11 protein-coding genes are annotated in these 20,166 nt (G+C 56.6%); 1 reads left to right on the top strand and 10 read right to left on the bottom strand.

Annotated elements, in window-relative coordinates:
• The coding region (locus GXX34_02980) for a phospho-sugar mutase (protein ID HHW06489.1) at window positions 1-728 on the bottom strand (728 nt) is incomplete at its 3' end.
• Window positions 729-849: 121 nt separating this feature from the next.
• On the opposite strand from GXX34_02980, the gene glk reads away from it, so the two are divergent.
• Window positions 850-1,836 carry a glucokinase gene (gene glk / locus GXX34_02975; GenBank protein ID HHW06488.1) on the top strand — a complete coding sequence of 329 codons (987 nt, stop codon included), beginning with the start codon at window positions 850-852 and terminating at the stop codon, window positions 1,834-1,836.
• Here the strand turns inward: glk and GXX34_02970 are convergent.
• From GXX34_02970 to GXX34_02930, 9 genes are all read right to left on the bottom strand, one after another.
• The gene (locus GXX34_02970; protein HHW06487.1) at window positions 1,833-3,434 is read right to left on the bottom strand and encodes a glucose-6-phosphate isomerase; all 1,602 of its coding nucleotides are present in this window, start codon (window positions 3,432-3,434) and stop codon (window positions 1,833-1,835) included. The two genes, glk and GXX34_02970, sit on opposite strands and share 4 nt — an antisense overlap.
• A gap of 15 nt (window positions 3,435-3,449) precedes the next feature.
• A complete protein-coding gene (locus tag GXX34_02965) occupies window positions 3,450-6,965 on the bottom strand; it encodes a bifunctional glycogen debranching protein GlgX/4-alpha-glucanotransferase (protein HHW06486.1) in 3,516 nt (1,171 codons plus the stop codon).
• 29 nt (window positions 6,966-6,994) lie between these two features.
• Window positions 6,995-8,434: a glycogen synthase GlgA gene (gene glgA, locus GXX34_02960; protein ID HHW06485.1), complete on the bottom strand. Its 1,440-nt coding sequence runs from the start codon at window positions 8,432-8,434 to the stop codon at window positions 6,995-6,997.
• Complete coding sequence (gene glgD / locus GXX34_02955) at window positions 8,431-9,555, bottom strand: glucose-1-phosphate adenylyltransferase subunit GlgD (GenBank protein ID HHW06484.1); 1,125 nt, start codon at window positions 9,553-9,555, stop codon at window positions 8,431-8,433. Before glgD ends, glgA begins: the two co-directional genes overlap by 4 nt.
• Window positions 9,556-9,582: 27 nt before the next feature.
• Window positions 9,583-10,740: a glucose-1-phosphate adenylyltransferase gene (locus GXX34_02950; GenBank protein ID HHW06483.1), complete on the bottom strand. Its 1,158-nt coding sequence runs from the start codon at window positions 10,738-10,740 to the stop codon at window positions 9,583-9,585.
• A 37-nt stretch (window positions 10,741-10,777) separates the two neighbouring features.
• Window positions 10,778-13,204, bottom strand: coding sequence for a glycogen/starch/alpha-glucan phosphorylase (locus GXX34_02945; GenBank protein HHW06482.1), 2,427 nt, complete (start codon window positions 13,202-13,204; stop codon window positions 10,778-10,780).
• Between the two features lie 42 nt (window positions 13,205-13,246).
• Window positions 13,247-15,112, bottom strand: coding sequence for a 1,4-alpha-glucan branching protein GlgB (gene glgB, locus GXX34_02940; protein ID HHW06481.1), 1,866 nt, complete (start codon window positions 15,110-15,112; stop codon window positions 13,247-13,249).
• Window positions 15,113-15,222: 110 nt separating this feature from the next.
• Window positions 15,223-16,833 (bottom strand): diguanylate cyclase, encoded by a 1,611-nt coding sequence (locus tag GXX34_02935; protein ID HHW06480.1) that lies wholly within the window; start codon window positions 16,831-16,833, stop codon window positions 15,223-15,225.
• 235 nt (window positions 16,834-17,068) lie between these two features.
• The gene (locus GXX34_02930) at window positions 17,069-20,161 is read right to left on the bottom strand and encodes a molybdopterin-dependent oxidoreductase (GenBank protein ID HHW06479.1); all 3,093 of its coding nucleotides are present in this window, start codon (window positions 20,159-20,161) and stop codon (window positions 17,069-17,071) included.
• Window positions 20,162-20,166 lie beyond the last annotated feature (5 nt).

The following is a 20,166-nucleotide window of genomic DNA, read 5'->3' as shown; positions in this document are numbered from 1 at the left end:
GTGCCGTGTAAAGGTGTAAACACCAGGGATAAATGCTTGCCCCTCTCTTTCGCTAAAGGCAGGTTCAAAAGCTGCTTTTTGACTGCCGCCAGGTAACCGGCATCCACTTCTTCCCCGGCGGTCACCAGCAGCCCCCTGGCCCGGGCTTCCTCCTCGGAAATGGTGTCTACGATCCAGCCGGCCCGTTCTTTCATCTTGGCCACAATCCGGTCCGCCTGCTCCGGCGGCACCTGGCCGCCGTCTTCCCAGTACACTTTACAGCCGTTGTATTCTTTCGGGTTGTGACTGGCTGTAATCATCATCCCGGCTATGGTGCCCAGGTGCCTGATGGCAAAAGACAGTTCCGGGGTGGGCCGCAGGCTGTCAAAGAGATAAACCTTGATGCCGTTGGCCGCCAGCACCAGGGCACTTTCCCTGGCAAACTCCGGGGAACAGCGGCGGCAGTCGTAGGCAATCACCACCCCCCGGTGCACCGCTTCTTCCCCCGCTTCTTTAATGGTATCCGCCAATCCCTGGGCCACCCGCCTGATCCAATAGATATTCAGCCGGTTAGTACCGGCACCGAGAATCCCCCTGATACCCGCCGTGCCAAACTCCAAATCACAGCAAAAACGTTCCGCCAGTTCCTGCGGGTCTTTTATGTTCAAAATCTCCTCCCTGGTGGCAGGATCAAAATAATCATTTTCCGTCCAGTATTTTACTCTAGCTTGAATGGCAGCATTGTCCATACCGTCCACTCCTCTTGGTTTCGTTCCACCTTTTCTTTCCCGTGCACCGGCCTCTCCCGCCCTTTTTTCCAGCATCCACCTGGTATATAATCATAGCAAAACCACGCGGCAGGTGATCATGATGCTGCTAGCCGGTGACATCGGCGGTACTAAAACGGTACTTGCTCTCTTTGACATCCGGGACGGGAAACCCTTCCCGGTGGTAGACCGGACCTATCCCAGCCAGGGGATTTCCTCCCTGGCCGCCACCGTCCTGCGCTTTCTGGAAGAAACTGCTCACACCCAGGACCGGCAGGACATCGGGGCGGCTTGCTTTGCCGTCGCCGCTCCCGTGTACGGTCCCGCTTACACCTTCACCAACCTGGCCTTGACTATCCACCCGGATCAGGTGAGAAAACAGCTCAGCTTCATCCCCCGCCTGGCTTTCATCAATGACCTGGAGGCCCTGGGCCACTGGATCCTGTCGACGGAGGAACAAGATTGCTTCTGCCTCTACGCCGGCAGGCCGGTGGACGGCGGCAGGGTCTCCCTCAATAAAGCCGTCCTGGCCCCCGGCACCGGCTTAGGCGAAGCCCTCATCCTGGCCGGCAAGGATGTCTACCCCACGGAGGGCGGCCACGCTGATTTCGCCCCCCAGGCGGAAATCGACATCGACCTGCTGCGCTTTCTGCAAAAAGACTACGACCATGTCAGTTATGAAAGGCTCCTGTCCGGTCCGGGGCTCGTCAATATTTACCGTTTTCTCGGCAGCCGCCGCGGCGAACCCCTGCCGGAACCTTTGCCCTCGCCGGAGGAGATCAGCCGGCGCGGCTTAACCGGCGCATGCCCCACCTGCCAGGAAGCTTTGGAGATCTTCACCCGCATCCTGGGGGCGGAAGCAGGCAACCTGGCCCTGCGGGCCTTGGCCCTTGGGGGCATTTACCTGGGTGGGGGAATTCCACCGAAAATCCTCCCGAAACTCCGCGAGGGGGTCTTCTTGCAAAGCTTCTTGCAAAAGGGGCGCTTTACGACTCTGGTGGAAAAAGTCCCCGTTTACGTTATTCTCGAAGAACAGGCTCCCCTGCAAGGCGCCGCTTGGGTGGCCTGGCAAAAGATCACCGGCTCCTAGTTAGAACCCCCGGCGGCAGTTCCCGGGTGGTAAGAGAAATAACTCATGGCAAAACTCCGGTCCTTTTCCATTTGCACGCCCCGGCTGTCATTGGCGGCCAGGTACAACAGCAGCTGGAACACCAGCTCCGTCTCCTGTACCCGGCCCAGGGCCGCCGCCAGTTCTTCAGCCCGGAATTTGCGTCCCGGGTGCTGCCGCAGGTAGGACAAGAGCTCATTTTTCAAGGCGATGATCTCCCCGGCGCCGGTTTTCCCCAGTTCCACCGCCGGTTGGTGATACGCATTGATATTGACCAGGCAAGCATACATGCTCACCGTTCTTTCGAACAAGGCCAGCAGCACTCCTAAGGTGAAACTGTTCAGGGCTTCGATGGTTATGGTAAAAGAGGCCCTGCCTTTCATGGCCAGGGCTTTCCGGGTGCCCATCAAAAAGGCCTGCAGGTAATCGCCGCTAGTGCTGTTTTCCCCGACGATGGGAGATGCCCCTTCCCGTTCCCGCAACACCTGGATGAAAGTGACAAAGAAATTATCCGGTCCTTCCAGCAGCTGCTGCACATAGGAGTGCTGGTCCGTGGACCCTTTGTTGCCGAACACGGCCAGCCCCTGGTGGACTGTGTTCCCTGCCAGGTCTTGTTCCTTGCCCAGGGACTCCATCACCAACTGCTGCAGGTACTTGGTCAACAGCTCCAGGCGATCCTTGTAGGGCAGCATCACCAGCTGCTTGCCTCCCCGGCCTTGGGTCACCCAGTACCACATCAGGGTCATCAAAGCGGCCGGGTTGGCCTCAACCTGCTCCCGGCGGCAGGCGGCATCGCACCGGCGGGCTCCCGCCAGCAAGCCCTCGATATCAATCCCCTGCAGGGCCAGGGGAAGCAAGCCCACCGCCGACATGACGGAAGTCCTGCCCCCCACCCAATCCCACATGGGAAAGGAGGCCAGCCAGTTCTCCTCCCGGCTGAGCCGGTCCAATTTGCTCCCCTGTTGGGTTATGCTGACCGCATGCCGGGCCAGGTCCAGCCCGGCGGCTTGGTATAACAGCCGGGTTTCTTCCAGGGCATTCCTCGTCTCGATGGTGGAACCGCTCTTCGAGATCACGATGACTAAAGTCCGGTCCAAATCGTCTTCCAGCTGGGCGAACACCCGGTCAAAACCGTCGGGATCCGTATTATCGATGAAGTGGGCTCTCATCTTATCCCCTTTACCGCCCAGGGCCTCGGAAACAAACCTGGGCCCCAGGCTGGATCCCCCGATGCCCAGCAGCAGGTAATTAACAAAGGTACGTCCCTTTTGCCCTGTCACCTGACCGGTATGAACCCGGCGGGCAAACTCTTTCACGGAGCGTATCGCCGCTTCAATTTCCTCCCGGATCTCTGCCCGGGGAGCCAAGTGGGGCGCCCGCAGCCAGTAATGCCCCACCATCCTGTCTTCGTCGGGGTTGGCCAGGGCTCCCCCTTCCAGTTCCTTCATATGAGTAAAAACGCGGGCCATGGACTGAGCCATGGATGGTATGTAATCATCGGGAAAAGGCACCGTGCTGATATCCAGTATCAAGCCCAGGTCCCCGTCATGAAATAAATATTTTTTATACCTATCCCACACTTATGCTGACCTCCGTTAACGTCGTAAATCTGGCCCGGACGTTCCCATGGCCGGGCCCTCCAGCCGCCCGCTGGCAGCGGCCAGCTGTCCCAGCCACTGGGTCACTGCTCCGGTCACCAGCCCCCAGTCCAACTGCCATTCCCAGTTGCCGGTAAGGGTTCCCGGCACATTCATCCGCCCTTCCCGTCCCAGTCCCAGGATATCCTGCATGGGTACGATGACCCAGGCGGCCGGGGTGAGATACAGCTGCCCAATAATTGAGGCACAGTACTCTTGCGGCGTCATGGCCTCTACCTGGCATGTTTCCCCGATCCCGGGAAAATTATTTTCCACGCCCCAGGACCAGAGGGTATCGTTGTCATGGGTACCGGTGTAGTACACCACCTGCCGTTCTCCCCCGGCGAGCATTTCCGCCTGGCTGAACTGGTATACCTTCATCCCCGGCAGTTGAAAAATGTGTTTCAGGTTCGCCACTTCCGGCGTGATAAACCCCAGGTCTTCGGCCACCAGGGGCAGACCGTCTAAAGCTTCCTCCAATACTTCAAAAAACCTCTTTCCCGGTCCCTTCCGCCACCGCCCTGCCGCGGCGGACCCGGCGCCCACCGGCAGCTCCCAGTAGGCTTCAAAACCCCGAAAATGGTCCAACCGGAGATAGTCGAAGAACTGCAGGGCATGGCGCACCCGGCGCACCCACCAGGCAAATCCTTCCTGCCCCAAGCGCTCCCAGTTGTATAAGGGGTTGCCCCACAACTGCCCGGTCGCGGAAAAGTAATCGGGGGGCACGCCCGCTACCTGAGCGGGCTTTCCCTGGGCATCCAGGGCAAACAATTCCCGGTGCGCCCAGGTATCGCAGCTGTCCGGGGCCACATACATGGGCAGGTCCCCGAACAGGAGGATCCCTTTTTGCCGGGCATAAGATTTGAGCCGGTCCCATTGATAACGGAAGAGAAACTGCAGGAACGCCTGGTAGGCGATCTCTTCCCGGAGCTCCCGGCGGTACCGGGCCAGGCTCTCCGGCCGGCGCCGGGCCAGGTCCTCCTCCCACTCATACCAGGGAGCACCGCCGAATTCCCCCTTCAAAGCCGTGTACAGGCAGTAATCTTCCAACCAGTAAGCTTGGGTTTGAAGGAACTTTTCGTAATGGGACCCCAATGGGGCCAGGCTTCCCCCGGCACCCCGCGTCCCTCCTTCCCGCCACCGGGCAAAAGCTTGCCGGAATAATTTGTCTTTCACGGTTCTGGCCAGGGCATAATTGACGCGCCCCGCCTTCAACCCCCCGGCGATTCCCGCCAGGGCCTGCCGGACTTCTTCCGGCAGCAGCAGCCCCCAGGCCACCAGCTGTTCCGGGCTGATCAGCAAAGGATTGCCCGCAAAGGCACCGGGACTGTAATAAGGGGAATTGCCCTCTCCCAAAGGGTTCAAGGGCAGGACCTGCCAGATGCCCTGCCCGGCCGCCTGCAAGAAATCGATGAACCGGTACGCGTTCTCCCCTAAGTCCCCGATACCCCAGGCGGAAGGAAGGGCCGTCACCGGCAGCAGCACCCCGGCCCTCCGGGGAAGGGCGGGGCCTCTCTTACCATAGGCTTTCTTTTTCCTATAATAGATCACTTTCGCACCCAAAGGCGGCAAGTCCAGCTCCACGGGGCCCTGCACAGCATCAATGACCGTTCCTTCCAAGAGTTCCAGCGCCCCACCGGTTTCCCCGTCCCCGCCCGGCGGGGCCAGCATCACCCGCCGCCGTTGGGAAACATGCCGGTTCACCAGGACGATGATTTCTTCCTTTGGACCCCTTCGCTTAAAACCGTAAACATCCTCCCCCTGGTAAAAAGACTGGAATTCTCCCTCCGTCAACACCTCATATTCATGCCTGAGCTTCACCACCCGCTTGTACCAATCCAGCAGTTCCCGGTCCTCCCGCCCCCAGGGGTAGGTCCCCCGGTTATAAGGATCCGAGTAGCCTTCCAGGCCTGCTTCATCGCCATAGTAAATACAGGGTACCCCGGGAAAAGTCAACTGCATTAAGGAGAGAAGCTTCAGGCGGCTGACGGCCAGCCGTCTTTGCGCCGGGGGCAGCCGGTATTGTTCCCGCTCCGCCTCCGTTAATTCTCCTTCCGCCGGCGCTTCCCCCAGCAGGGTCAAAACCCGGGCCCGGTCGTGGCTGCCGATCAAATTCATGGCCGCGTAAAAGTGCTCCCGGGAATAGTTCTCATAAAGACTCATCACCCGGCGATGGCAACGGGCCGCGTCCGCCCGGCCCAGGAGAAAATCCAGCCAAATGGCCCGCAATGGATAGTTCGTCACCGCATCCAGTTCTTCCCCCCAAAGGTACTCCCGCCTCTTCCCGTAACTGATCTTATGGGAAGCATCCTCCCATACTTCCCCGATCAAAACCGCTTCCGGGTCCAGGGACCGCACCGCCTGCCCCAGTTCTTTGATAAAGGCATCGGGCAGTTCATCGGCCACGTCCAGGCGCCAGCCTTTCACCCCTTTTTTCATCCAGTGCCGGACCACGCTGTTTTCCCCGGCGTAGATGAATTCCCGGTAGGATGGCTCCATTTCATTGACATTGGGGAGCGCGTCAATACCCCACCAGCACTCGTATACCTGGGGGTACTGCCGGAAAAGATACCAGCGGTAATAAGGAGACTCCGGCGATTGGAAGGCGCCGACGCCGGGGTAGCGGCCGTATTTGTTGAAATAAATGCTGTCCGCCCCCGTATGGCTGAAGACGCCGTCTAAAATGATCTTAATCCCCCGTTGGGCCGCCTCCCGGACCAGTTCCTCAAAGATGGCTTCATCGCCGTACAGGGGATCGATGCTTAAATAATCGCCGGTGTCGTATTTATGGTTGCTGGAGGATGTAAAAATGGGGTTCAAGTATAGAATCGTCACCCCCAGCTCCTGCAGGTAATCCAATTTCGCCTTGATTCCCGGCAGATTCCCGCCGAAGAAGTTCCAGCGGGTCACCCGGCCGGCGGCATCTTTGATATAAAAAGGAGTGTCGTACCAATCCGCCTGCCACAACCCTTGCTGCTGGGCCAGCCGTTTCCTGCCCGCCTCCAGGAAATACTCTTCATCCCGGTAAAAACGATCCACAAAGATCTGGTACATCACCCCTCGTTTTAGCCAGGTGGGGACTTGATGGGGCCGGAACACGGTGATCTGGTAACCGGGAGGCTCATGGGGGTACAAGGCTCCTTCTCCTCCCAGCCCGTCCCGGTTGTTGCCGTAATACAGCAACCCGTCTGCCAGGTGGAGGTGAAAATGATACCACACCAGGCCGGGCTCGGCGGGGGCTCGGTAACCGGCTTCAAACACCTGCCGGACCGTATTTCCCGTTCTTTCCACCGCCGTCGCCTGCATGGGGAGGAGCACCTCTTTCCCCGCTCTTTCCTCCCACAGGCGGAGCCGGCACTCTTTCAGGGGTTCCGGCCCCTCCACCGTTAACCGCAGCCGGACCGTACTTTGACAGGGCACGGCCCCAAAGGGGCTGCGGTAAAAAGAGCTGTGTGAATCATGGCAAACCTTCATCCCGGGCAAAGTTCCACCACCTTTTGGGGTTACACCGCTCCTTGCAGCAGCCGGTCGTACAATTGCAGGTATTGACCGGCGGAGTTATGCCAGCTGAAGTCCTGCCGGAAAGCCTGGTTCCGGAGCCTGTGCCAGGTCTCCTTCTCTTCCCGGTAAATCCGGATGGCCCTTTGGGCGGTGAACAGGAGTTCATGGGCGTTATAATTGGCAAAGCTGAAACCGGTGCCTTCCCCGGTGTACTGGTTATAAGGGATCACGGTATCTTTCAGCCCGCCGGTTTCCCTGACAATGGGCACCGTGCCGTACCGCATGGCGATCAGCTGGGCCAGCCCGCAGGGCTCAAACAGGGAAGGCATGAGCAGCATATCCGCCCCCGCATAGATTTGCCGGGCCAAGGCTTCATCAAAATCGATCCGCACCCCCACCCGGTCGGGATACCGCCCCGCAAACCAGCGAAACATCTCTTCATACCGCTGCTCCCCCCTGCCCAGCACCACCAGCTGGATCGGCTCCTGCAGCAGTTCATCCAAAATATGGGCGATGAGATCCAATCCCTTTTGGGGCACTAAGCGGGAAACAAAAGCCAACACGGGAATGCTGCCCTCTTCCGGCAGGCGGAACTCCCGCTGCAGGGCCCCTTTATTGGCTCCTTTGCCTTCCGGACCGGTGTAGTTGGCGAAAATATAAGGGTCCCGGGCGGGATTGTACAGCTCCGTGTCGATGCCGTTTAGAATGCCCCACAGCCTGTCCCGCCGGTCCCGCAGGATATGATCCAATCCTTCGCCGTAAAAAGCATACTGGATCTCTTCCGCATAAGTGGGGCTGACGGTGGTAATCCCATCCGCCGCCAGCAGTCCTCCTTTGAGGAAATTAATGACCCCCCGGTGTTCCAGCCGGCGGGCCGCCGGCGTTCCTTCGCCCAGTCCCAGCAGGTCTCCCAGGGCGTGCCGGGGCAGTATGCCCTGGTGTTTCAAATTGTGCACCGTCACCAGGGTCTTCAGCCCGTAGTAATACGGGTCCTGCCGGTAAAACTCTTTCAGCAGCACCGGCACCAGGGCCCCATGCCAGTCATGGCAGTGCAGGAGGTCCGGCCGGAAGCCCGTGAGGTAGACCAGGCTTGCCAGGGCAGCCCGGCTAAAGAAGGCAAATCGTTCCGCATCATCCTGATAGCCGTAGAGGCCCTGCCGCCCGAAATAGTACTCGTTGTCGAGGAAATAGTAGTGGACGCCCCGGTGTTTCAACTCCCACAGCCCGCACGGCTGCCGGCGCCAGCTCAAGCTGACGGGGAAATCGGCCACGTGCCTCATCCCCTGCCGCAGTTCATGGGGGACGGTGCCGTAAAGGGGCATCATCACCCTGACTTCCCCCCGGATTCGATTTAAGGCTTGCGGCAAGGAGCCTCCCACATCGCCCAGGCCGCCGGTCTTGGCAAAAGGTGCCGCTTCGCTAATCAAAAACAGTACTTTCATGCGATCTCTCCCCCTGTTTTTCCCAAGGCGGCCTTGGCAATCACCACCGGGCTTTCCTCATTCCCCTGCAGCTGCTCCCGGTCCTTGACCCGCACGAACTTATCCAGGATGGTGTTTTCTAAACAGGCATTTTTCCCGACCCAGCTTTTTTGCAGCAGGATGGAATTCTTGATCTCCGCACCGGGACTGACATACACATTCCGGAAAATAATGCTGTTTTCCACCCGTCCTTCAATTTTGCAGCCGGATGCCACCAGGGAATTGGTCACCAGGGCCCGGGCGCCGTAGCGGGTGGGCGGGTTATCGGCAATTTTCGTATGGATCCGGCGGGGACCCATGAACAGCTCCTGCCGGATGTGGGGCTGCAGCAAATCCATGCTGCACCGGAAATAACTCTGTACCGAGTACACCCGGCCCACATAACCGGAGAAAGGAAAACCGAGCACCCTGGCCTCCGCCAGCAGCTCCCGCAGCACGGCCAGCAAATCCACCTCCGGCGCCGGCCCGCGGCTTTGGAGCAGTTCCCATAAGAATTTCTTCCTGATGACCAGCATGTCGAGGAACAACTTGTACCCCGGCCCCGGTTTTGCCTCAATGGCCCGGATCCGGTCATCTTTCCCCGACTCCACAAAAAGCCCTTGCGGTTCCTCCTGTACCGCACCGGCAGCGTCCAGGTAGATCAAAGTAGCGTCAGCCCCGGCGCCTACGTGGAACTCCACGGCTTCCGCCAAATGAATGTTAATCACCAGGTTGCTGCAGCTCATGATCACATGCTCCGCCCGGTCTTTGTGGAAAAAATCGGCATTGAAAACGAGATCCCTTAAAGAAAACCGCAGGCTTTTGCCCTCCCTGCCGTAACCGGGCAAGATAAACAAGCCGCCCGTTTTCCGATCCAATAGCCATTCTTTTCCCGCCCGCAGGTGGTCCAGCACCGAACGGTAATGAAAGGGAGTGATGATGCCGACGGTCCGCAGTCCCGAATTCACCATATTGGATAAAGAAAAATCCAGCAGCCGGTACCTGCCCCCGAAGGGCAACGCGCCCAGGGGCCGGCCGGTGGTCAATCCCATCATTTCCACGGCGGGACAACCGCTGTCAATTAACCCGATAACATGTCCCATCTCCATCCCCTCCTGCTTTCAGCCGTACTACGCCAGGGCTTCCCGGAAGGATAAAGTCTCCTGGCACAACTGCTCATCCACGACGGCAATTTTGCCCGGCAAGTCCGGTTGGACCAGGCAGCCCGGCTCCACGCGCACGCTTTCCATGACAATGGCCCGGGACAAACGAGCTCCCTCTCCCACCGCGGCATTCGGCAGGATAATGGAATCCCGGATTACCGCTCTCTCCCCGATCAGAACCCCCGGTGCCAGGATGGAATTGACCACTTCACCGAGGACAATACACCCGTTGCTGACCAGGCTGTCCACCACCTTGGCTTGGGGGCCTAAATAATGGGGCGCCAGCACATCGGAGTTGGAGAATACCCTGGGTCCCCCGTAAAGATCCAGCTCCGGCTCCTCCCGTAAAAGAGCCATGTTGGCTTCATAATAGCTCTCAATGGTGCCCACATCCCGCCAGTAACCTTGAAAACGGTAGGCATAGAGCCGCTTGCCCTGGTTCAGCAGCATGGGAATCACATTTTTGCCGAAGTCATGCTCCGAGGCCGGGTTTTCTTCATCTTCGATCAGGGCTTGGCGCAGTACGGGCCAGTTAAAAATGTAAATGCCCATGGAAGCCAGATTACTGTCAGGTTTGGCGGGCTTTTCACTGAATTTCACGATCCGGCCGCCGGCATCGCAAGTCATGATCCCGAACCTGGAAGCCTCCTGCCAGGGCACTTCAATGACGGAAATGGTCAAGTCCGCGTTCTTTTCCTTATGAAAATTCAGCATTAACCGGTAATCCATCTGGTAAATGTGGTCCCCGGAAATGATCAGCACGTAGTCCGGATCATAATGGTTGATAAAATCGATATTCTGGTAAACGGCGTTGGCCGTACCCTTGTACCAGGTGCCCCCGTCCTCCCCCACAAAAGGCGGCAGGATATGCACCCCACCGAAAGCATTGTCCAGGTCCCAGGCGGTGCCAATGCCGATGTAGGAATTTAATAGCAGGGGTTTATACTGGGTGAGGACTCCCACCGTATCGATCTCGGAATTCACACAATTGCTCAAGCTGAAATCGATGATGCGATATTTCCCGCCGAAGGAAACGGCGGGTTTGGCAATCTTTTTGGTGAGGGCCCCTAACCGGCTCCCCTGGCCTCCGGCCAGTAACATGGCGATAATCTCTTTTTTCGGCATTTTCTCTCCTCCTCTCCCTTCCTCCCTCTCCCCGTGATCAGGTACGGTAAGGAACCCGCCAAATGTCCTCCGCATATTCCTTCACGGTGCGGTCGGCGGCAAACAAGCCCCCTTTGGCAATGTTGATGAGAGAAGTTTTCTGCCAGGTCCTCCGGTTGCTGTAAAGCTGGTTCAGCCGCTGCCAGGTTTCCACGTAGGGGCAAAAATCCTTTAAAACGAAGAATTCATCATTATCCCGTAAGAGGGAATCGTAGATGACCCGAAACTCCCCTTCCGCCTCGCTGAAGAAACCATTGATCAACTGGTCCACTACCTTGCGCAAACGAGGATAAGCATGGTATTCCTCCCAGGCATTGTACCCCCCTTTCCGGTAAAACTGCATCACTTGCTCCGCTTTCAGACCGAAGATAAAAATGTTGTCTTCGCCGACGGCTTCTTTGATTTCCACATTGGCCCCGTCCAAGGTGCCCAACGTAATGGCCCCGTTGAGCATGAACTTCATGTTGCCCGTCCCGGAAGCTTCCCGGCTGGCAGTGGAAATCTGCTGGCTGATTTCCGCCGCCGGGTAGATCTTTTCCGCTAAGGAGACGTTGAAATTTTCCAGGAAAATCACTTTCATCTTGCCGGCTACGTCCGGATCCCGGTTGACTTTGTGGGCTACAGTATTGATGAGCTTAATGACGGTTTTGGCGTAGTGATAGCCGGGTGCGGCCTTGCCGCCGAAAATAAAGGTGTGAGGATGGATGGGCAGCTGCGGGTTTTCCTTTAACCGGTTGTATAAATCCATGATGCGCAGTACGTTCAGGAGCTGCCTCTTGTAGGCGTGAATCCGCTTGACCTGGATATCGAAAACGGAAGCCGGATCCACCCGGATACCCATTTTGGCGGCAATGATTTCCGCCAGCTGCTCTTTATTATGCTGTTTCACTTGGGCCAGCTTTTCCAAAAAAGCTGCGTCATCCTGGTAGGCCAACAGCTTTTCCAACTCCTCCGCCCTGGTGATCCAGCCGGTCCCAATGGCTTCCGAAATCAAAGCCGCCAGTTTAGGATTGGCTTCCAGGAGGAAACGCCGGTGGCTGACTCCATTGGTCTTGTTGTTGATTTTGTAGGGATAGATGGTGTGGAAGTCCTTCAATAAGTGTTCTTGGAGGATCCGGGTATGCAGGCGCGACACCCCGTTCACCGCATGGCTGCCGATGACCGCCAAATTGGCCATCCAGACCTGCCCGTCCCGGATCACCGCCGTCCGCTCGATGAGCTCCCGGTTGCCGGGGAATTTTTCCTGCATCTCCAGCCGGTAACGCCGGTCGATTTCTTCCACAATCATGTAGATCCGGGGCAGTAGGTATTTAAAAATATCCACCGGCCATTTTTCCAACGCCTCGGGCATAATGGTATGGTTGGTGTAGGAAATGGTGTTGACGGTAATGTTCCAAGCTTCTTCCCATCCCAGGCCTTCTTCATCCATCAGGATCCGCATAAGTTCAGGAATACACAGGGCCGGGTGGGTATCATTGATGTGTACCGCAATTTTTCGGTGGAAATCTTTCAAAGAGCCGTTCTTTTTCTTGTACCGCCGCACAATGGAACCTAAACCGGCAGCCACGAAGAAATACTCCTGTTTCAGCCTGAGCTCCCGGCCGGCCTGGCTGCTGTCATCGGGGTAAAGGATATTGGAAATGGCCTCCACTTCGGACTTGTAGCTCAGGGCTTTACTGAACTCCCCGCGGTAAAAGCTGGCCAGGTCAAATTCCTCCACCATGGGCTCCGCACTCCAGAGGCGGAGGGTATTGATGGTCCCGTAATTCTCGTAACTGACGATGGGAATATCGTAAGGTACCGCCAGGATGGGTTCATAATTCTCGTGGCGGAAGGTGAGCTTGCCGTCCACCAGGCTAATTTTGACATCTCCTTTGAATTTAACTACCACGGCCTTGTCCGGTTTCCTGATTTCCCAGGGATAACCGTTATTAAGCCAGTTATCCGGCACCTCGGCCTGGTAGCCGTTGACAATCTTCTGCTGAAACAGGCCGTACTTGTACCGGATGCCGTTGCCGTGCCCGGGGATACCCAGGAAAGCCATGGCATCCAAGAAACATGCCGCCAGCCTGCCCAGGCCCCCGTTGCCCAACCCGGCGTCCTTTTCCACTTCCGCCAATTCTGCCAGGCTGGTTCCCAGGTCTTTAAGACCTGCCTCCACCGTCTCTTTGATATCCAGGTTCAGCAGGTAATAGGACAGGAGTTTCCCGATGAGGAATTCCATGGAAAAGTAATAGACTTGCTTCACCTGGTCCCTGGTATAGGCATTGTTGGTCTCCACCCAGTTCTCCGCAAACCATTCCTTCACCAGGAGCACCAGGGTTTGATACCTTTCCCAGGGGGTGCTTTCCTCAAAGGATTTCCCGTGGGTTTCGGCAAATTTGGCCAGGTAAGCTTCGCAAAAGCTTTCTTTCGTAGCAAACACGCCCTGCCCTCCTTTCTTCCTTCACCACACACAAGATCAATGCTATGCAGGCACGGGTTTCAGTAGAACTCCTGCCAAAGGAGGCAGCTCGATGACAATGGAGTATTCCTGTCCCTGCCAGGGTACCGGCTCCGCTTCTACCGGTTCCCGGTTCAGCCGGCCGGATCCCCCGTACCGGGGATCATCGCTGTTTAGTATTTCCGCATACCGGCCTGGGCCCGGGACACCGATCCGGTAGACGGGGTAATAGTCCGGTTGGAAATTGAGAGCCACCAGCAGGAAGGCGCCGTCCTTGGCCCGCCGCAAAAAGACGTAGACGCTCTGGGCTGCGTTGTTGGGTTCCAGCCATTGAAAACCGTCCCAACCGCCGTCCAATTCCCAGAGGCACCTTTCTTGACGATATAACCAGTTGATCTTTCGTACGAATTCTCGCAATTTTCTGTGCATGGGATAGGCCAGGAGGAACCATTCCAACCCTTCATAGTACCGCCATTCGATAAACTGCCCCAGTTCGCCGCCCATGAAAAGCAGCTTTTTCCCCGGGTGGCACATTTGATACAGGTACAGCAACCGCAGGCCCGCAAACTGCCGCCAGTAGTCACCGGGGAGTTTGCCGATTAAGGATTTCTTGCCGTGGACCACCTCGTCGTGGGACAGGGGGAGGATGAAATCCTCGGCAAAAGCGTACATCATGGAAAAAGTAAGGAGATGATGCCTTTCCCGCCGCCAGGGAAAATCCGTGGCCGCGTATTGTAAAGTATCATTCATCCAACCCATGTTCCATTTATAATGAAAACCTAACCCGCCTGCCCGGGGAGGTTTGGTAACATTGGGCCAAGCGGTGGACTCTTCCGCGATCATGAGCACATCGGGAAAATAACGGGCTACCGTTTCGTTCAGCTGCTGCAGGAAGGCTACCGCGGCCAAGTTCTCCCGGCCGCCGTAGATGTTGGGCTGCCAGGCCCCCGGCTCTTTAGCGTAATCCAGATACAGCATGCTGGTAACCCCGTCCACCCGCAGGCCGTCCACATGGAACTTGTCCAACCAGAAGACGGCGTTGCTGATCAAAAAACTCCAGACTTCCCGCCGGTGGAAGTTGAATTTATAAGTACCCCATTCCCGGTGCTCCTCTTCTTCAAACAAAGGAGAACCGTCAAAGCGTCCCAACCCGTGGGCATCTTTACAAAAATGCCCCGGCACCCAATCCAGGATCACGCCCAGCCCATGCCGGTGGCATTCATCCACAAAATACATCAAATCACGGGGCGTACCGTACCGGCTGGTGGCGGCATAGTATCCCGTCACTTGATAGCCCCAGGAACCGTCAAAAGGATGTTCCATTAACGGCAAGAGTTCCAAGTGGGTAAAACCCATGTCCTTGACATAGGGAATCAGTTCCTCAGCCAGCTCCCGGTAACTGTAGAAGTCCCCGCCGGGTTTACGCTTCCAGGAGCCCAGGTGGACTTCGTAAATGTTGAGGGGTTTCGCCTTCTGCCGGGACCGGCGGCGCTTCTTCAGCCACTTGTGGTCCCGCCAGGGGTACCCGTCCAGGGAATAAACGATGGAAGCCGTGCCGGGCCTCAGTTCCCCGTAGAAAGCATAAGGGTCCGCCTTCAGGAAAACTTCACCCGCAGGCGTCGTAATTTCGTATTTGTATAATGCCCCCTCGGCCAGGCCCGGGATAAAGAGAGTCCATACCCCGCCGGCCCGCCGGTGCATTTCATGCTTGTCTCCCCGCCAGCCGTTGAAATCCCCGACCACTTTGACCCGATAAGCATTCGGAGCCCACAAGGCGAAGTGAACTCCCGTCATACCGTTCCACTTAACCTGATGAGCTCCGAATTTTAGATAGCTGTGGTAAAAAGTTCCTTCGTTGAACAGGAAGATCTCTTCCTGAGTTAAGAACATGGTTGCTGACCCTTTCCACCAGGAGCGTTGCCGCCATCTCAATCCTATAATACCATAAAAACTATTTGAAGGAAAGAAGAGGAAGAGAAAAAGTTCCACTTGGGCACAATTTAAGTTTCATTTTTCCCGGCATTCATATCTCTTAAAGCCTTGAGCAGGAAAGCCAGCATTTCTCCCTTGGTGCCCCGTTTCTCCACCAGTTTTTCATGATACATTCTTTCATCGGCCTTGCGCAAGACTTCTTCGATGGTGGTATAGTGGTTTGCCGCCGTTGCCGCACCCACGGAAACGCTGACGGGGAACTCCTTGGATGCCTCATTGGCTTTCCGGATGTTGGCCCTGATGCGGTCGGCGATTTTGAGGACCGTTTCTTCATCGGTTTCCGGCAGCACCGCCACGAACTCGTCGCCGCCGATGCGGGCCAGGAAATCACTGGCCCGGAGGGATTTGGCAATCACATTGGCAATCAGCTGCAGCAGCTTATCACCCTGGGCATGTCCCAGCGTGTCATTGACCAGTTTCAAGCCATCCACGTCAAAGACGATAACGGAAATGGGATACCGCTTGCTTTTTTCAATGATTTTAACCTGGGTTTCAAAGAAATTCCGGTTGTACAACCCCGTCAGCTGGTCATGGAGACTGAGGTGCTTCAAGTGCTCCTCATAAGCCTTTCGCTCGGAAATATCCGTGTACACGGCAAAACCGCCTTTTAACTCGCCGTCGATATAGACCGGTCCCCCTTTCACCGCCACGGGAATGCGCCTGCCGGATTTACTGATGCGGACGGTCTCCAGGGCGACGCTCTCTCCTTGCAGGATCCGCTGGCACAACGCCGGCCCGTCCTCCGGCTCAGGGGGGAAGAACTGGCACAAGGGCACTCCCTTGAGCTCTTCTAATGTATAACCGAATAATTCCGTAAACTGCTTGTTGAGATTAAAAACCTTCGTTTCCCGGTCAAAGTAAAGCATGGCATCGGTGCTGTTCAAAAACAGCGCCTCGAAATAGGCCCGTTCGATCCGGCTGTGGGTAATGTCCCTGGCGGCCAAATACAGCTGGGAACCGTGGGCTAAGCCGTGCCACTCCAGATAGTGATAGGCCCCGTCATGACCGTAAAGGCGATTGACAAACTTAACAGGATCGTCCTGTGACGCTAAAGCTTCCAGTTTAGCCCGGGTATACTCCCGATCCGCCGGGTAAGTAAAACTCAAGAGTCCCGCGCCCACCAGTTCCTCCGCCTTCTTCCCGGCGAATTGTTCAAAAGCTTTGTTAACCCTGGTGATGCTGTAATCCCGCCCTAAAACGCAAAGCAAATCCGGCGACACCTTGAATAAGGTATCCAATTCCCGGATTTGCCGTATTTCTTGCGAAATGTCGTTAAGAAAGAGAACAATATGGTATTTTTCCGGGGCATAAGCCTGCACGCGCAACCACTTGCCCAGTTTTTCCGAATAATAAGTAAATTCCCTATTCCCGCCCTCAAGGGCAAGCTCACCGTAATAGGCAAACCAATCCCACCTGCTCTCCTTCAGATCCGGTAAGAGCCGGGTGACCCGCCTGCCGACAATCTCCTCACTTTTCGCCCCGACTAACTCCTCCAAAGCCCGGTTCACATCCAAGACCTCAAAGTCACAAACCAATCCTTGTTCATCCGTTAGAGCTCTGACATAGGCATATCCGATAGGGGAATTGTAAAGAATGGATTGACAGACCTTTTCTCTCATCCCATCACCCCTCTCGTCTCACCTTGGACGCCCTCCTCTATTCTTATTTTACCATGAAAAACTCTGACTTTTATTTAATTTAATTTAAGAAAGCAGCATTTTTTCAAAGACTTTGTCTAACCTGTATCCCATTAGTCCCTTAGATACAAGAGACAATGATTTGGAGCTAAAGTCAATAGTGTGCATGAAATAAGCGAGCGAACCGTTTATCACACAGTTCGCCCGCTGTTCCCGGTTATAGTTTTAATACCTCCACTTTGCCGCTCAACTGCCCGGGTCCTGCTCCCACCGGATCGAAGATGGTTCCCCCGTGGAGAGCTTCATCATGCCGCAGGAGGAGGTTGGCCGAAAAGCCGGCCCGGCGCGGCCCGGCATAACCGCTGTGGGGCTTCTGGGCCCAGGGTACATGACCGTAAACCGGGTCCGTCGCGGTCGGTTTGCCGTCGATCTTCACCGGCACGGTACCGTAGGCATAATGCCCGTAATTGTAGTTGCTGCCTACCACCCCCGGCCGGATCCGCTCGGTGACTTTGGCGACGCCTTGGACCTGGGCATTGGCCGACTTGATCAAAACCGGATCACCGTCTTTAATGCCCCTGGCCACGGCATCGACGGGATTAATCCACAAGAAGTTTTCCCTTTCAATTTCCCTTAACCAGGCATCGCTGATGTTCCGGTGGGTGCCGATATAATGGGCTTTCCAGTTGATCATGTACAGGGGATAAGCATCATCCCGGATTTCCTCGCCGTTGAAGAAGCGCTGGGGTTCGTAACGGGGCAGCCCGTCAAAATACTCCCCGGTATATGAATGGCGGTGCTGGGCCACCCGCTCGGAATAGAAATCCGCCTGGTTGCCGTATTGATATTTGATGTGCTCGCCCACATACTCCCGGCCGGGGGCTTCAAAGCGCCCGCCCCGGTTCAGGACATAGACCACCTTCGGCCATTCCTGGGGCCGCACGGCCTGCCGCCACTTTTGTTCATCGAAATAGGGACCCAGGGCCTTTTGCCTGGTGGTGATGAACAATGCCTGCTCTTCGGGGCCGGCATCGGGAACCGGTTCTCCGTCGAAAGCAATGTTCGCCACCAGCTTGAGGTAAAAGTCTTCGGCGCAGTGCAGGTGACTGCCGTCGGGGAAAGCATTATCCCCCACCCCGGGCAAGTTAAGGGCCTTGCCTATTTCGATGAGCACATCCTCAAAAGCCCTGGGCCCGTCGAAAACCCGGGTAGCCGGCTGCTGGAAATGGCTTAGTTTTAACGGCTGGTTCGGGTAGATGGTTTCAAAACCCCATCTTTCCAGGTAGCTCAAATCAGGCAAAATGTAGTCTGCCACAGATGCCGCTTCACTGACCACCAGGTCCGACACTACCAGCAAGGGTACTTTTTCCGTGTCCTTCAGGATTTCCAGCGTTCTCTCCCCGTCCCCTGCGGAAAGAGTCGGCGCAATCCGGTGAATGAATAAAGCTTTGATGGGATAGGGATACCCTTCCCCGATACTGGGAAGCACCTCAAAAATAGCGTGATTGCCGATGGGGAACCAGGGCCGTTTGGCCGGGTAGCCGTCCCTGGCAAAAAGACTGCTCTTTTCATAAGGACCCCGGCGAAACATGGTGACTCCCCAGGCGGTCCGCTCGCCCGGTACACCTAAGAGATCATAGAGACCGCTTAACGGGCTGTATTGGGCCCCGCTGGAGATGGCCCCGCCTTTCCAGTCATAGTTGCCCAACAGGTGATTGAGGCAGGCGATGGCCCGGATAGCATAAAAACCATTCGTATGCATGGCCGGTCCCCGGTAAGAGGTGATGGACGCCTTCTTCCCGTAAGAGGTAAATTCCTCCGCCACGGCAGCAATGTCCTGGGCGGGAATACCGCATATCTGGGCATATTCCGCTAAAGTCCTTTCAAAACATCTCTCTTTAAACAGGGTAAAGGCGGATTTCACCCGGATGCCGTTAATGGTGGTATCCACTTCCAGAGTACCCTCGGCGGCTTGGTCCGCCGGCACCGGCACACCGTTTTGCAGCACCACATACTCATTACCCCCGATGCCCAGGTCCGCGGCCTTCAATTTCGGTCTCTTCGGGTCGCTCAAGTTGACCAGGTGAGTGGCATCGGACCAGGTGGGTTCCCCGTCGGCCTTAGCTGCCTCTTTGTTCGGATTCAGCAAGTACCGCTCGTCGTACCGCTTGTGCTCAATGATCCACCGGGCCATGCCCAGGGCCAGGGCAGCGTCGGTCCCGGGAATGATGGGAAGCCACCGGTGGGCCTTTTCCGCCGCGGCGCTCATGCGGGGATCCACCACGACCAGCTTCATGCCCCGCTCCAGAGCCTTCATTAGTTTAGGCGCCAGCCAACTGGGCCCTTTATTGGCCACGAAAGGATCCGTGCCCCAGATGATCAGGTACTCCGCATGATCAATGTCACTGTACATCCGCTTTTTCTGGGGACCGGTAAAAGACTGCACATTGCCCATCACCCCGGGCATACCGCAGATGCCCCCGTGATGGATGGTATTGATACTGCCTAATGACTTGAACCAAAAGCGTTCCTGGATGAAATCCCTCCGGTCCCCCACCAGGCTGACGATTTGATTGACTTTAGGCCCCAAGTCCGGATGCTTGGTATCGATCAGCACGCCGGCGTACTTCCGGTCAAAATCTGCTTGAGACATCTCACCGGCTTTGACCAGTTCCCAGTCTGCCATGACCTGTCCCTGGGGCACAAACTTGTTGCACTCCTTGATGCCGGGAGTCCCTAAATCGCTTCCCTCCAGTATTTCCCTGATGGCCTGCTCCCAGGAAATGGTCTGGAATTCACCGCTGCCCCTGGGTCCCACCCGCTTGAGGGGCTGGGTTACCCGCAAGGCATCGTAAGCCGTCTGGATCCCCGCCTGTCCTTTGAGACAAGTTCTTCCACCCCGGAAAGACCGCCCGTCCACCGCCGGGTCCCCTTTTCCTTTGACAGCCTCCACCGGGGAAGTCTCATAAGGAATCTGCCCAAAGGGCTGGGTATTGAGGGGGCTGTACGGGTTACCGGCAATCTTGCGCACCACACTGGGACCGGCGGCTACCCCCTCCTGTTCCTTGAACACCACCTTGATGGTACAGTGGGTATTGCACTGCTCGCAAAGGCTGTAGATCACATTAGTGGCATCATAATCCTCAAAATCTTGACCAACCCCGTGGGGGCTGTCGTACCAGGGCGCCGGGCGGTGATCCCCCCGCTCTTTCGCCATGACGGGTGTCAACGCAGCGGCACCACCGATGAGAATACTTCCTTTAATAAAATTGCGTCTAGTCAACTGCCAACAGGTCTTCTTGGTCTTCATCATCG

The sequence above is a fragment of the Clostridia bacterium genome (assembly GCA_012840125.1).
Lineage (GTDB): Bacteria > Bacillota > DULZ01 > DULZ01 > DULZ01 > DULZ01.
Note: the sequence above shows the minus strand (reverse complement) of the source record. Positions and strands in the feature narration are given on the sequence as shown.

What these genes read in the sequence shown, in the direction of transcription:
- glk (HHW06488.1), top strand. Translation starts at nt 850, where the DNA reads ATGCTGCTAGCCGGTGACATCGGCGGTACTAAAACGGTACTTGCTCTC.
- GXX34_02965 (HHW06486.1), bottom strand. Translation starts at nt 6,965, where the DNA reads ATGAAGGTTTGCCATGATTCACACAGCTCTTTTTACCGCAGCCCCTTT.
- glgA (HHW06485.1), bottom strand. Translation starts at nt 8,434, where the DNA reads ATGAAAGTACTGTTTTTGATTAGCGAAGCGGCACCTTTTGCCAAGACC.
- glgD (HHW06484.1), bottom strand. Translation starts at nt 9,555, where the DNA reads ATGGGACATGTTATCGGGTTAATTGACAGCGGTTGTCCCGCCGTGGAA.
- GXX34_02950 (HHW06483.1), bottom strand. Translation starts at nt 10,740, where the DNA reads ATGCCGAAAAAAGAGATTATCGCCATGTTACTGGCCGGAGGCCAGGGG.
- glgB (HHW06481.1), bottom strand. Translation starts at nt 15,112, where the DNA reads ATGTTCTTAACTCAGGAAGAGATCTTCCTGTTCAACGAAGGAACTTTT.
- GXX34_02935 (HHW06480.1), bottom strand. Translation starts at nt 16,833, where the DNA reads ATGAGAGAAAAGGTCTGTCAATCCATTCTTTACAATTCCCCTATCGGA.
- GXX34_02930 (HHW06479.1), bottom strand. Translation starts at nt 20,161, where the DNA reads ATGAAGACCAAGAAGACCTGTTGGCAGTTGACTAGACGCAATTTTATT.